Raw genomic sequence first — 14172 nt, 5'->3', positions numbered from 1 at the left:
GGAAGATGTTTGTATCGTAATAATACTAAGTGTAATTTATGTGTTTTTAGTAAAAAACAACTTGAATTTCCTACAAACACAAAACTATTTTTAATAATTATAAAGTTTTAGGCAAAGTGCCACGAAAATCATTAAATTTTTTTTGCGCTTTCAACTTTGCTTTATTTTTTACAAAATTTTCAAATTGTAGAAACGGCTCGCTTGTAGATTTTTCTATTTCCAAATTATTCGACATTTCGATTATTTCTAAAATACATTCATTAACTAAAGCTGAATCATATTTAGTAAATAAAAAAGTAAATTTAAATGGTTCTCTACTTATAGTTATTGGATAAGTTTCAGCAATACGATCTCTATCCACTTGATTATCTAATTCCGTTTGTGAAAACAATGTCACATAATAATTAATTAAGTTTTTCAAATGCTTTGATCTTATTTTATCTAATTCAATTTTAATCTCCTTTTTGTCATTATTTAAATTGTTGTTTGATTGGTTATTTTTCTCGAGTGAGTGATCGCTTTTTCCTTTTTTAGTTTTATAAATCCAAAAAGTAATGAATGCAATGACTAAAATAATTATTAAACCTATGCTTCCCATAACTCTTCAGCGTTAATTTTATTATTAATTTCTTCTTTTAATGTATCAAGTTTTGATTGATTTTCTTTTAGATGCAGTAGCTTTTCTTTTTCTATTTTTTTTTGATTTTCAAGTTCAATAGTTGATTTATTTTTTAATTGTGCAATCTCAGATAACTTATTCGATAACAAAGTTCGATTGTTTTCTTCAATCTTACTTATTATTTCAGAAACGTCTGAAGATAAATTTATTTTTAAAATACTTTCTTGTTTATTTACTTCTTGTATTATAGGCTCTATTTCATTCATAATAAAAGCTTCAAGCGCTAAAACTCCTTTATGCTTGTCTGTCCAAGTAAAGTTACGAGACCACCAACCAACATTGTCACTATACAATTGTTTTAATTTAGTAGCTGCATCATATAATTTATATTTTAGATTTTCAATTTGTAAATTGATTAGGCTTGTACATTTAATTTGAATTTTTTCTTTTAATAAATCAGTATTTATATAATCAAATTGAAAATCGAATTGATCAAATGTTTTTTGTAAGCCTTTTGAAAAATCTATTGAAAATTTATCTGACTGTTCTTTTAATTCATCAAGATACTTAGTCATATAATTATTGACTATGATAGAAGCTTGAATATTTAATTCATTAAAATTCATCCCTTCTAATTTTCTTTGGATATTTGCTTTTACCGTTATAAATCCATTAAAAATTTGCAAAGTACTAACCTCTTTGTTATATAAATTTGTAATTTTACTACTTAGTACATCAAGATTTTCACTTATATGTTTAATATCATTTTGAATGATTTTTTCTTTTTCAGTAAGTCCTTTTTGATCCGATATTAAAAGGTCTAAACTTTTCTCTGTAATATCTATTTCTTCTTTAATATTCAATGATTTACTATCAAGAAGAGTTGATAAATAATTTTGATTTGCCTCGATGACATTTTCATCTTTATTAGAAATCATTTTATTTTCGACTGCTTCCTCTAGTTTTGAAAATTGAATATTAGCATGATCAAAAATATTTTTTTTATCAAAAGTATCATATTCTTCCTCCATTCTTTTAGAAAAAGGCAATTTAGATTTGTTCATTTTATCCAATAAAACAGCCATTTGGCAAACAGGAAAAATAGAATCCTTACTTGGAATTAATTTTTTCTCTCGATTCCATTCCGAATCAATCATATCGTCTATTGTACTCCTCAATTTGTCTTCACCATTAATTAAATCAGATTTAGTTAAGGCAACTAATCTGTGTTTAGGTGAAATATGAAGCATATAATCATTGATGAATCTAAGGTCTGTTGCATCCATTGCTCGTCCTACGTAACTACAATATACTACTGCATCAGCTTTTATAATCCAATTTTTAACTACGTTATCTCTTAATTTATTTGGAGAATTCATTCCCGGAGTATCTACAACAATAATATTTCTAACCCACTTAGAACTAGTTTTTAATGTTAGGGTGTTTACGAAGGGAGTAAAAGTACCATTTTTACCCACAAAATGTATTAATTCCTTAAAATCAGTGCCTTTAACAATCTTCTTACTCAATAACTCATCATAAGTTGAATAACCTTTGTTTTGTAATGTTTCTAATGAATTATTAAGAAGTACATTAAAGCCGTTTTCATCAGTAGTTCCTTTTAATGAATTTCTTAATTCATTAAATTCATCAACTGTATATAGTGTAGCTTCAAACGATGGCTTGTCATCATAAGTTATGAAAGTGATTTTTGCGGTAAGCTCAGTGTCATCAGCTGGTAAAATATCATCACCAAAAATCATTGCATTTAACAAAGTGCTTTTTCCTGCTTTCATCTGCCCTGCAACTGCAAGAATAAATTTATCATTTACTAATGATTTTTTCTTTTCAAGAAGTTCTGTTTTTAAATCGGCATTAGTAAACTCTGAGTTATTTGCCAATAGCATATTGTAAATAGCTAAAAGAGTTTCTTTTTTTTGAGTATATAGTTTTAACATATTTTTTCTAATTTTTTAATAATTTGGTTGCATTCATCAATATTGTTTCCTAGAATTGTTACTTCTCTTTCAAAAAAAATATTATCTAGATAGGTTCTAAAGAAACCTAGAGTTTCATCTGTAGCATATTGAACCGGTTGATCATAATCAATATTTGAAAATATCAAACTTTTAAATAAAAACTTCAAGTCAAAAATTTCAATTTCAGATTCAGCATAACTATACTCTAATTCTTTTTCGATATTTAAAATGAATTTATTAAATAAAACCTTAATGAGTTTCATAAATGAATTTGAAATTGCATCTATATTTTGCTTGATTAAGTCATTTGTATTGTAATATACAAGGGAATTTACAACTTCAGAGATGCAAGCGTCATTAAAATAATTTAAGTGTTTATTGAAATTGTTGTAGCGATCGCTTTTTTTAATTTTTGTTTCATTTAAATACTTTAAGTGTTCCTGTATTTCTAATTTATAACCTAATAAACCTTTTTTATCAAATTCATAATTAGATAATCCTATTTGTAAATTTTTAACTGTAATCTCTTTATTACGAGATCCTATTTCTTTTAATTTTTTTAGTATTTCCTGTCTATTTGGAATAATACCTTCATCAATAGAATCTTCAGTATATGAAAACATGGACTCTATTCCATTATCGTTGTAGTGAAATCTTAACTTACCTCTTCCTCCAATAGAGCTTGAAAATTTCAACTCCCAAGATTCATTTCGCAACTGATTTTGATTGTGAATATTACTTTTAATATTTTGGATAATTGTATTAAAATCAGTTGAATCATTTTGGTTACTTGTTTTTGAAGAGTATAAAATCACATCTTTAATTACGTGACCTAAATCTTTTTTAATGTCATCCAAAATTTTTTGTCTTGCCGTAGCATATACTTTTTGGTCAGCTTTATTTAAGATTATATATATCTCAACATTCGTTGTTTCTTTTTTTAACTTTTCAATTCTTTCTTTTTGATCTCCAGTAATACTACCAGTATTAATATCCATTAGCCAAAACAAAACATCCGCTTCGTTTTTAATTACTCTTTCTGTCTCTTCATCGTCTCCGCCTTTAAGATTGTTTCTATCTGGTGTAAAAACATCATTAGGATTTTCAAATCCTGGAGTATCTAATAATGAAATGTCTCTTACAAATTCCCAAGGACCTTCAATAAAAAAATGGGCGGATTCTTTAACTGTTTCTGCTGTTCCGTGCTGAATCATCTCTCTGTAATTTTCAGACGAAATTTTCTTTTTATTACCGTTTATATCCAGTATATAGAATGCTTTCTTATGAGAAAACGAAAGAGTTGTAACTGAAGAAGTTGTTGGTTTATCACTTACAGGGCATATTTCTTCTTGTATTAAAGAATTAATAAAAGACGATTTACCTGCACTAAAATTCCCAACGATTGCAACTCGAACTGGTTGCTGGTTTCCAGAAACTAAAATAGATTGCTCTAATAAAATTTTAGCATCAACTTCTAATTTTTTTAATAATTTTTTTTCCCAAATGTCGTCTTTATGCTCCCATAAATCAGAATAAATATCGTTATAATGAATGATGTCATTTAATAAATTGCTAAAAAGTTGATTGGGATTTTTTTTACTATTCTCCATAGTTCTGAGGGTTATTTTTCAATTATCTTTCCTAGATTCATGATTAACTTAATTTAATAATTTCATCTTGAATATTACGTTTGGTGTTTTCTACTTCATTTTTTCCTTTTTTTAATTTTTCAAAAGCGACACTTAAGTTGTTGTCGTGAATTTTCACCTTTTCTTCAATCTCTTTAAATAATAAATTTATCTGATCTTCAATAGAAGCCATAGTATTATTTAAAATTTTTCTACCAATTTGCGAAACTTCAATTTCTGTTTTAGATTGGATAGCAAAATTAGCGACAAAAGCTCCAATATGTTCGATTGGATTTATTTCTTTTACACCATCATTTAATGCAGCAATACCTTGTAGAGCCATTGATTTTAATCTTTGACCTAAAGCTTTTTTAATCATTGTTTTACCAGCTTCTTTTGCGACCGCTTTAGCAGCTTGGCTTGCAACTACTTTTGAAGCAGCTTGACCGCCTAATTCGGCACTTGTAGCAACAGTAGCTTCAGCAGCATTCGCAGCCGCACCTGCACCTCCAGTTGCCAGTGCAATTGCAACTGCCGTTGTTAAGCCTGCAAAAGCATTTTTAGTCTTAATAATTAAATTAATGGATGAGGTTAAAATTCCAAAATCAGTATTTATATTTGCTGGGTCAACAATGTTATATTCTTGAAAAAATCTCTGGACATTTGCTCTAATTAATTCATTTACATTGTCTGTATATTGATTATATAAATCACTTAAATTTTCCATATTCGGAGACACGCTTGCAAATTCTAATTTAATGCTCGAGCTAAAACTTTTCCCAATTGATTTAACTTCATCAGATAATAAATCCTCAAATTTTGATAATTTTTTCTTGATATTGCTTTTTTGCAATTGCAAACTTTCAATATCTTCTTCTAATTTTATTCTTTCTTTTTTAAATTGAGAATTGTCAAAACTTAATTTTGTTTTTAAATCCTTGAGTGCATCTATAATTTTATTTTTCAAAGTTTCCTCTTGAACTTTTAGACGCTGAGAGATTATGTGATTTCTTCTTGAATTTATAGAAACTTCAAATAAATCAAGTAGTTTCTCATTACTACTATTATTTTCTTTTTCAAAAATATCATTCGCTGAAAATGAAATTATTCTAGAATCAATGTCGTCTACTTTTAAGTATTTATTGATATCTATTTTAAAACCTTCAATAATTTTATTTATTCCTTCGGTGGTTTTTTGATCTGATTTTGTAAGTATAAAAATAATTTTATCTTTTATCAACTCAATTTCAGGTCTCTGCAAAAATAATTCCAGGCTTGCGTTCAAAGTACCTGTATTACAATCAATACAGACTAGAATTCCATCTAATTTTGGTAACATTCCATAAGTAATGTCAATATCTGTTTGATCCAATGAACTCACTCCAGGTGTATCTATAAAAATATATCCTTTATTTAAAAAATCATTACTTTTAACAGAAACGAGAGATTCACCTGCTCGAATACCTTTAGCAATATCTTGAAATTCTATTAATGAAATTTTTAATTCGCTATCATTTTTAGAGATTTCAAAGTACTCTACTTCTGAATCTTGAGCTGTATCCGATTTTATATAAGTAATTGATTTTGTAGTTGCTTTGTCCATTGCAGGAAGTATTTTCTTCCCTAAAATACTATTCAACAATGATGATTTACCAGAGCTAAATTCACCCAATACACCGATGTAGATGTTCTCAACATTTTGTGTACTTTCTAATTCACTTGCTAAAGCATCAAATTCATAAGTGTCGATAATTCTTTTTAATTCTAAATTCATTTTAATATTTTTGTTTTGATTGATATATTATTATAATTTCTCAAAATCCCTTCATCCGCTTTCTTCAAGCTCGATAAAATATATTGTAAATTGACTCCCAACTATGGCTTGTTTAATGAAGAATTCAACCAATCTTCCATTCGTCTTTTTCCTTTTGACTGGTTAATAGTCCTTTAAGTCACTCCAACATTTTCAGGGAAATTGACTACTTCTGCAATTTGCTCGTTGGTTAGTATGTGTCTGTATTTCATGAAGATTTCTTCAGAGGATCGTAGGTGTTCGTAGTCATAACGTTCTCCGCCTCTGAGTATTTTCCCGGTATAGCAATCTTGGTACATAGCCCAACCGTCACCACTACGTATCAAGGCTTCTGCTTGCATTACTGCTTTACGTTTAGTAAAGGCAATAGAAATTTCGGTGCGGCAATATGGCCTTTCTTTGTCCATGATTCGCATATTTTATGGTGTAAAATGTATTTCACTAGTTCTTTTTTTGAAAATAAGGCAAGAATATCATTTTTTCATCTCATTATATTACGGTTTCCCTCATTGTGGTCCGTTTTTTTTTAAAATAATTACATTAATTCACAAAAACTGATCACCACTTACCCCAATTAAATTCAAACAGCATATAAGTTCAACATCCATTGGCATCTTTAAACTATAACTATATTGTTATTAACCACAAATAATATCAATAGATATTCAGCTATTATTGTTAGTAGTTTTCTGTCAGTACAACTTTCTCAAATATAATTATTTGCAGTAATTATTTGTAATTCGCCACTGCTTTTTTTAGTTCTTTTTTCATTTCTTCTACTAACCATTTCGGTTCTAAAACTTTAACAAGACTACCGTACTTCAAAACTTGTTGGTTGAATTCGAAATTAGGATGAATTAGCAACTCTACCGTAAAACTGTCATCCTCAATAGCAGCTATTTCCTTTTGTGTACGGTGCAGTGGAAGCGACTCAAGATATGGTTTTTGAGAAATATGAAAATTTAATTGCACCCTTTCCAGTTTATGGTCTGTGTAATTGAGTCCGATCACGTTGCTAAACAACTCTTTTGCCTCTTCAGATTTGGCTTTGAATTTTTGCGACCCCATACTAATAACTGACAAACGATCTATTCCGAAGGTACGGTAGCCTTTTTCGGTTTCGCCAATCACATACCAACGGTTTTGATATTGCTTAAGGAAGTAAGGCTTCAAGTTGTACTGTTCTTGTTTGAGATGATAAAAACTATTGTGCAAGAAAGTGATTGGCAACTGCATTTGAATTGCATTTAGAATGATTTTAAAATTGGGAATACTCGCAACCGAAGCTGTATTTTCAAACTCAACATAATCTAGGGTTTTGCTTTTCTCTTGAAGATTGGAGGAGAATAATTCGGCAGTTGTTACTAGTTCTAACAAGCTTAGAAAAGACTCTAAGTTTCTACTATTCTCTTCGTCAAAAAAATAACCATTTTTAAAATAGTCAAATACAATAAGAATATCATACTCCTTTTTTAAGGTTTGATTTAATCTGTAAAAAGTACGCTCGGTCAATTGTTTGTCTTTTTCTCTAAATGCTTCAATTATATCGTCCAAAGTACTATAAGGATTGTCCTTTAAATAGGCCAATAACAAACTAATTCTACGTAATTGAGTGAGGTTTAAATTTTGCGTTGCTGCCATTCCGTTTTTAATTTTGACAAACATATATCATTATACCGCCAAACGATGTTAGCACATTACTTTTTTTTTATGCTAGTTAGAGTAAGAGATATTCTATTACGTTTCATTTCAAGATAATACCAAATACATTTTGGTTCGCCTATTTGCAATTTCAGGCGAGGGTCAATTTAGTACAATTACGTTGTACTATTTTCATATTGTATCGGCTTTATACTAGGAACTCTTTGACTAAATATAAATTCATTTGTCATCTCATGGAAAAAGTAAATAGACCAATGTAAAAAGAATTTTTTATACTTTTTTTTCATAATGACACAAAATGGCAGTAGGATGCAATATCATTGCAATATCAATTTTAAATCAAAAATTATGAAAAATCCAGAAAAGAGATCTAAATCAGAATTAAACTTAGGCAATGCTAGTGAATTACTAACTGCAGGTGCGGCGGCAGGAATGGCAATTGCATCATTCGCCGGAAAAAAAGGGAATATTGGCGGCATCATTGGCGCGGGCTTTACACTCCTTATTGGCGGGTTAATTGTAGCTATGGATGACGACGAACCTACAAAGAATAAAAGAGATTATTTTATATAATCTACTCCTAAACATTGTTAGTGAGTAGAAAAATTACTGTAATAAAATTACAAGAAAACATACTAAATCAAACGACTCAATGACAGAGTTTTATTTGTATATCATCTAATTTATAAAGTCGAAATTACAAAATGTTTATTACTTCTTTTCACCATTCTATTAATGTGACAAAAGTCACCACAAATTTTAATTATGTTAGCACAATTTTTATTGAATTGCATCGCTTTTTTTATCAAGTTAGCCGCTTGGGTTGTTTTTGCTTTTCTAGCTGTTCCATTTGGGATTTACGTGGCACTAAATGAATTTTTCCCAACATTTGTGAGAGAGGCCAATTTTGGGTTTTGGGCACTATTCTCAATTCTGACCATTATTACCTATGTTGTTTTCTGGAAACCTATTTTATGGATTGTCAGCTCGCTCAACTTTCTTAGTGCCGGATCATAAAACTATCCCCATTAAATACGAGGAGAATAACACATAAAATCTCTGTAGAATTGTATATCCAAAATATGTCATAATTGTCGCTTGAGTTGCATCTATGGCTAATTTTATTGAATTACATTCCGGAATTGGAGGTTAAAAGTAAAGGATATAACCGAAAACGAGAAACCGATAAAAAAAACGGAGATCGATTTAAAATCAGTCTCCGTTTTTTGTTTTAATTTGGTAGTAATTCAACCTCTGCATTTGGATTGAACAAATACAATTTCCCTGAGCTTATTTCTAGACACTCGAAACGCTTTGTACGCACCGCCATTTTCTTAAATATCTTACCGTTTTTGATTCTGAAAACGCTGCCAAACGGAATTTCAAAAACGTAGTTGTTATCATTTTGCTTGTCAAATTGCTTTAGAGCTAGCGCTAAATTTGCATCAGTATCACTACTTGCACTAGGGTTTCTGAAGTGCTTCGCAAGTAATGGTAAAAGATGATTAGGAAAAATCTCTGGTCTAATATAAGGCACCATTAATTGTTGAAATGTGTATTTCCACTCTTGGCCATGCGGCTTGATTTTTCGACCAAACTTTTCAAAGGCAACTAAGTGACCTATTTCGTGAATAAGCGTAATTAGAAATTTGTACTTATTTAAACTAGAATTAACCGTTATTTCATGTTTGCCGCTAGGACCTTTTCTATAATCACCATGACGCGTGGCTCGTTCATTTACAATCTTTAAATGTACTTGGTTGCCTACTATTAAATCAAATACAGGTTTAACAGCGTGTTCGGGAATATATTTAGCAAGTGTTTCAATCAAAACTAGTAGTAACTTTTATGGATTAGTAGACGAAACTTCCAACACTTTTCCGTTGAAATACTTGTTCCCAGTCAACGTAAAATTATAAATATAGTCAGCCATTTCAACTGCCTTTATAGGCGCTTGGTAACCTGGAAAAGCTTCTTCTAACATTTCTGTTTGTACTGATCCTAATGCTAACACATTAAATGATATTCCTTGCTCTTTATATTCTTCGGCAAGTAACTCAGATAAAGTTATGACAGCTCCTTTACTAGAACTGTAAGCTGCAAGACCTGCAAACTTTAAGCTTCCTTGAATACCACCCATAGAACTAATTGTTACAACATGGCTTCCTTTTTTTAAATACGGAATACAGATACGTGTCAAATTAGCTACAGCAAAAACATTTACCTTGTATACACTTTCAAAGTCAGCTTGTCTCAGTTCTTGAAAAGGTTTATTAACTAAGCTACCAGCATTATGAATGATAGCATCTACATTTTTCCAAGTGGTAGAAAGAAAATGGGTTACTTTATCTAATTGTGTTTCTTCAGACAAATCGACTGAGAGACACTCAATATTTTTGTGATCAACAAGCTGTTGTGGTGTTTTTCTAGATATTGCCAGAACATTATGTCCTGCATTAGCAAACTGCAATGCCATTTCATACCCTATACCTCTACTCGTTCCTGTAATAATAATATTTTTCATAGTACAAAAATAAACAAAACAACTAAAATATTCCACATCACTATTGGCAAAAAAAAATCCATTCTCCTAATTAAGGAAAATGGATTTTAAAATACTTTATACGAAGCTTACCTTATGAAGTCAAACCTCTAGAAATTACAATTCTTTGAATCTCTGAAGTTCCTTCATAGATTTGAGTAATCTTAGAATCACGCATCATACGTTCTACATGGTATTCAGCAACATATCCGTTACCACCATGAATTTGAACCGCTTCGTTTGCTACTTCTAAAGCAATTTCAGAAGCATATAATTTTGCCATTGCACCAGAGTGTGCAATATCCATACCTGCATCTTTCTCGCACGCTGCTTTCATTACTAATAATCTAGCCGCAGTAACTTTTACATACATATCAGCTAATTTAAAAGCTATTGCTTGGTGATTAAAAATTTCCTTACCAAATGCTTTTCTTTCGTGAGAATATTTCAATGCAACTTCATAAGCTCCAGTAGCGATACCTAATGCTTGAGAAGCGATACCAATTCTTCCTCCATTCAAGACATTCATTGCAAACGCAAATCCAAATCCATCAGCACCAATTCTATTTTCTTTAGGAACCTTTACATCATTAAACATTAATGAGTGCGTATCTGATCCACGAATACCCATTTTTCTTTCTTTTGGACCAATATCAAATCCTGCCCATCCTTTTTCAACGATGAAAGCATTAATTCCTTTGTGTCCTTTTTCAATATCAGTTTGTGCAATTACAATATAAGTAGAAGCCGTAGATCCGTTTGTTATCCAGTTTTTTGTACCATTTAAAAGGTAATAATCTCCTTTATCGATAGCTGTTGTTTTTTGAGACGTAGCGTCAGAACCAGCTTCTGGCTCAGATAAACAAAAAGCACCAATTACTTCTCCTTTAGCTAAAGGAACTAAATATTTCATTTTTTGTTCTTCACTACAATATTTCTCTAAACCTGCACATACTAGTGAATTGTTAACTGACATGATAACCGCTGCAGAGGCATCTATCTTAGCTATTTCAGTCATTGCAAGAACATAAGAAATGCTATCTAAACCTGACCCACCATATTTAGGATCTACCATCATTCCCATGAAGCCTAAATCAGCCATCATTTTAACTTGTTCAGTCGGAAATTTTGAATGTTCGTCACGTTCAATAACTCCTGGCAACAATTCTGCTACAGCAAAATCTTTAGCTGCTTGTTGAATCATTAATTGTTCTTCGGTTAGATTAAAATCCATAATTCTATTTCGTTTTTTATTAATTTTTTTATTCTTCTTATTCCTTTTCTTTTGATGTAAATTTACAACTTAAACAGCATTCAACACAGTATTTTTCAAAGCTTGAGAATTGATGAATATTTGATGTAGTTTAACTTTACTACCTATATACATAAAAAAAGTAGTCAAAGATACTTTATTCTTATGAAATTTTCAATTTTGATTTATAATTTAGCATGATGATAAAAGAAAACTATAACGTTATCGGAGTTATGTCAGGAACTTCCCTCGATGGAGTCGATCTCGCTCATATACAATTTTCCATCATTGACGGAATTTGGCAATTTAAAATCCTGGAAGCCCAAACGGTTGCATACAGCGATGACTGGGTAGAAAAGTTGAAAAACGCTCTAAATCTCGACGCTACATCATTATCACATCTAAACAATGCGTATACCATTACTCTAGCTAGCATTATAAAGCGATTTATCACTACAAACAAATTGCATACTATCGATGCTGTATGCTCTCACGGCCATACTATTTTACACCAACCTCATAAAGGTATCACTTTGCAAATAGGAAACCAAAAGGAGATCGCTTTATTAATTGATCAAACTGTGGTTTGTGATTTTAGAGTAGACGATGTAGCGCTAGGTGGTCAGGGAGCTCCTCTAGTACCTATTGGTGATCAAAAACTTTTCAATCAATATGATTATTGCATGAATTTAGGCGGGTTTTCTAATATCTCTTACACTGAAGACGGGAACCAAATCGCCTATGATATTTGTGCTGTGAATACCGTATTAAACTTTTATGCAAATCAATTAAACCTACCTTATGACGACCAAGGAAAAATTGCTAGACAAGCTAAAGTCGATACTAAATTATTACAGGAGTTAAGCGAACTTGACTATTATAAAATACCGCACCCTAAATCATTGGGATACGAATTTGTACAAGAAATTGCAATTCCGCTTATTGATTCTTATTCAATTAGTATCGAAGATAAGATAGCAACATTTACGCATCATATAGCGCAACAAATCGCAGCAGTCTTGCCTAATAGAAAAGCAGCTATTTTAATTACAGGAGGCGGAGCTTACAACAGTTTCTTGATCGAAAAACTTCAAGAGAAATTACCTTTACTACATATTGTGATTCCAGACAGAAAAACAATTGAATTTAAAGAAGCACTAATTTTTGGGTTTCTAGGTATTTTGAAATTGCGTGAAGAGATTAATGTTTTAAAAAGTGTAACTGGCGCACGTAGAGATCACTCATCAGGAAGGATTTATCCTAGACCCACTTCACCACTTGAAAAGGACTTTATAACCGCAAAATAAGAGAGAATATTTGTATACTTATTTTTCTAAAAAAATTATAGTTTATTAAATGATTCGCATTATTCCTTTTTTTATATTTGTAAAAATAAACATATCACAACAAAATGAAAGATTTACTAAAGAAATTTGAAAATAAAGAACCTGAAATTGTTTTTAACTGGAAGGATTCTGAAACTGAAGCTGAAGGTTGGACTGTAATTAATTCATTAAGAGGAGGAGCTGCCGGTGGTGGTACTCGAATGAGAAAAGGATTAGACATGAACGAAGTTTTGTCTCTAGCCAAAACAATGGAGGTTAAATTTTCTGTTTCTGGACCAGCAATTGGTGGAGCTAAATCTGGAATTAATTTTGACCCTAATGATCCAAGAAAAAAAGGTGTATTACAACGCTGGTATAAAGCAGTTTCTCCCTTGTTAAAAAGCTACTACGGGACTGGTGGTGATTTAAATGTTGATGAAATACACGAAGTAATCCCAATGACCGAAGAGTGTGGTGTTTGGCATCCACAAGAGGGTGTTTTCAACGGCCATTTTAAACCTACAGAAGCTGATAAAATTAACCGTATAGGTCAATTGCGTCAAGGAGTTGTAAAGGTGATCGAAAACCCACAATTCTCTCCAGATGTAGCTAGAAAATATACTATTGCCGACATGATTACTGGATACGGTGTTGCAGAAGCAGTTAGACATTTTTACAGCACCTATGGTGGCGATGTAAAAGGTAAAAAAGCAATTGTACAAGGTTTTGGAAATGTAGGATCTGCAGCTGCTTTTTATTTAGCTGACATGGGCGCAAAAGTGGTAGGTATCATCGATAGAGATGGTGGACTAATCAATGAAAACGGTTTCTCATTTGAAGAAATTAAAGAATTGTTTTTAAACAAAGATGGCAATAAATTGGTTTCAGACAAAATGATTCCTTTTGACGAAATCAACAAAAAAATATGGACCCTTGGTGCTGAAATCTTCACCCCTTGCGCTGCTTCAAGACTAGTACAACAAGACCAAATAGACAGTCTAATTGCAAGCGGACTTGAGGTAATATCTTGTGGCGCTAATGTTCCCTTTGCAGATAAAGAAATTTTCTTTGGGCCTATTATGGAAGATGTTGACCACAAAGTAAGTTTGATACCTGATTTCATTTCTAATTGTGGTATGGCTAGAGTATTTGCTTACTTCATGGAGAAAAAAGTCCAAATGACTGATGAAGCGATCTTTCATGACACTTCTGAAATTATTAAAAACGCCATTGTAAAAGCACATGCATTAAACAATAGCAAAACAAATATTAGTGCAACTGCCTTCGAAATTGCTTTAAAGCAACTAGTGTAGTAGCAACCAGATAATAGTTTAATTTTAGCCAAATGGTTT

13 protein-coding genes are annotated in these 14172 nt (G+C 31.1%); 4 read left to right on the top strand and 9 right to left on the bottom strand.

Features of this window, described 5'->3' with window-relative positions; all coding sequences use genetic code 11:
- Nucleotides 1–97: 97 nt before the first annotated feature.
- The 6 genes from HNQ00_RS02300 to HNQ00_RS02275 all read right to left on the bottom strand — a co-directional run bounded on the left by HNQ00_RS02300 (nucleotide 98) and on the right by HNQ00_RS02275 (nucleotide 7680).
- A complete protein-coding gene (locus HNQ00_RS02300) occupies nucleotides 98–598 on the bottom strand; it encodes a hypothetical protein (RefSeq protein ID WP_173836698.1) in 501 nt (166 codons plus the stop codon).
- Entirely contained in the window at nucleotides 586–2577 is a 1992-nt protein-coding gene (locus HNQ00_RS02295) for a dynamin family protein (RefSeq protein WP_173836696.1), read from the bottom strand. Before HNQ00_RS02295 ends, HNQ00_RS02300 begins: the two co-directional genes overlap by 13 nt.
- Nucleotides 2571–4208: a dynamin family protein gene (locus tag HNQ00_RS02290; RefSeq protein WP_173836694.1), complete on the bottom strand. Its 1638-nt coding sequence runs from the start codon at nucleotides 4206–4208 to the stop codon at nucleotides 2571–2573. The genes HNQ00_RS02295 and HNQ00_RS02290 overlap by 7 nt, the downstream gene beginning before the upstream one ends.
- Before the next feature lie 43 nt (nucleotides 4209–4251).
- Entirely contained in the window at nucleotides 4252–6000 is a 1749-nt protein-coding gene (locus tag HNQ00_RS02285; RefSeq protein WP_173836692.1) for a dynamin family protein, read from the bottom strand.
- A 173-nt stretch (nucleotides 6001–6173) separates the two neighbouring features.
- Nucleotides 6174–6446 (bottom strand): hypothetical protein, encoded by a 273-nt coding sequence (locus tag HNQ00_RS02280; RefSeq protein WP_173836690.1) that lies wholly within the window; start codon nucleotides 6444–6446, stop codon nucleotides 6174–6176.
- A 322-nt stretch (nucleotides 6447–6768) separates the two neighbouring features.
- Nucleotides 6769–7680: a helix-turn-helix transcriptional regulator gene (locus HNQ00_RS02275; protein WP_173836688.1), complete on the bottom strand. Its 912-nt coding sequence runs from the start codon at nucleotides 7678–7680 to the stop codon at nucleotides 6769–6771.
- A 369-nt stretch (nucleotides 7681–8049) separates the two neighbouring features.
- Here HNQ00_RS02275 and HNQ00_RS02270 point away from each other — a divergent pair, with 369 nt between their 5' ends.
- Entirely contained in the window at nucleotides 8050–8274 is a 225-nt protein-coding gene (locus HNQ00_RS02270; RefSeq protein WP_173836686.1) for a hypothetical protein, read from the top strand.
- 192 nt (nucleotides 8275–8466) lie between these two features.
- On the top strand, nucleotides 8467–8718 hold the full coding sequence (locus HNQ00_RS02265; protein ID WP_173836684.1) for a hypothetical protein: 252 nt from the start codon (nucleotides 8467–8469) through the stop codon (nucleotides 8716–8718).
- A 214-nt stretch (nucleotides 8719–8932) separates the two neighbouring features.
- Here the strand turns inward: HNQ00_RS02265 and HNQ00_RS02260 are convergent, their stop codons facing one another.
- From HNQ00_RS02260 to HNQ00_RS02250, 3 genes are all read right to left on the bottom strand, one after another.
- Nucleotides 8933–9532, bottom strand: a complete 600-nt coding sequence (locus HNQ00_RS02260) for a SprT-like domain-containing protein (RefSeq protein WP_173836682.1) — start codon at nucleotides 9530–9532, stop codon at nucleotides 8933–8935.
- 15 nt (nucleotides 9533–9547) lie between these two features.
- A complete protein-coding gene (locus HNQ00_RS02255; RefSeq protein ID WP_173836680.1) occupies nucleotides 9548–10225 on the bottom strand; it encodes an SDR family NAD(P)-dependent oxidoreductase in 678 nt (225 codons plus the stop codon).
- Between the two features lie 112 nt (nucleotides 10226–10337).
- The gene (locus HNQ00_RS02250; protein WP_173836678.1) at nucleotides 10338–11477 is read right to left on the bottom strand and encodes an acyl-CoA dehydrogenase family protein; all 1140 of its coding nucleotides are present in this window, start codon (nucleotides 11475–11477) and stop codon (nucleotides 10338–10340) included.
- A 215-nt stretch (nucleotides 11478–11692) separates the two neighbouring features.
- Between HNQ00_RS02250 and HNQ00_RS02245 the strand changes: the two genes are divergently transcribed.
- Both HNQ00_RS02245 and HNQ00_RS02240 read left to right on the top strand, forming a co-directional pair.
- Nucleotides 11693–12802, top strand: a complete 1110-nt coding sequence (locus tag HNQ00_RS02245) for an anhydro-N-acetylmuramic acid kinase (RefSeq protein WP_371738734.1) — start codon at nucleotides 11693–11695, stop codon at nucleotides 12800–12802.
- 104 nt (nucleotides 12803–12906) lie between these two features.
- Nucleotides 12907–14133, top strand: coding sequence for a Glu/Leu/Phe/Val dehydrogenase dimerization domain-containing protein (locus HNQ00_RS02240; protein WP_173836676.1), 1227 nt, complete (start codon nucleotides 12907–12909; stop codon nucleotides 14131–14133).
- The last annotated feature ends 39 nt before the right edge of the window (nucleotides 14134–14172 follow it).

Origin of the sequence: Flavobacterium aeripolare, assembly GCF_013294025.1 — a bacterium.
Lineage (GTDB): Bacteria > Bacteroidota > Bacteroidia > Flavobacteriales > Flavobacteriaceae > Flavobacterium.
The sequence above is the reverse complement of the archived record's forward strand: the minus strand, read 5'-3'. Positions and strand labels throughout refer to the sequence as shown.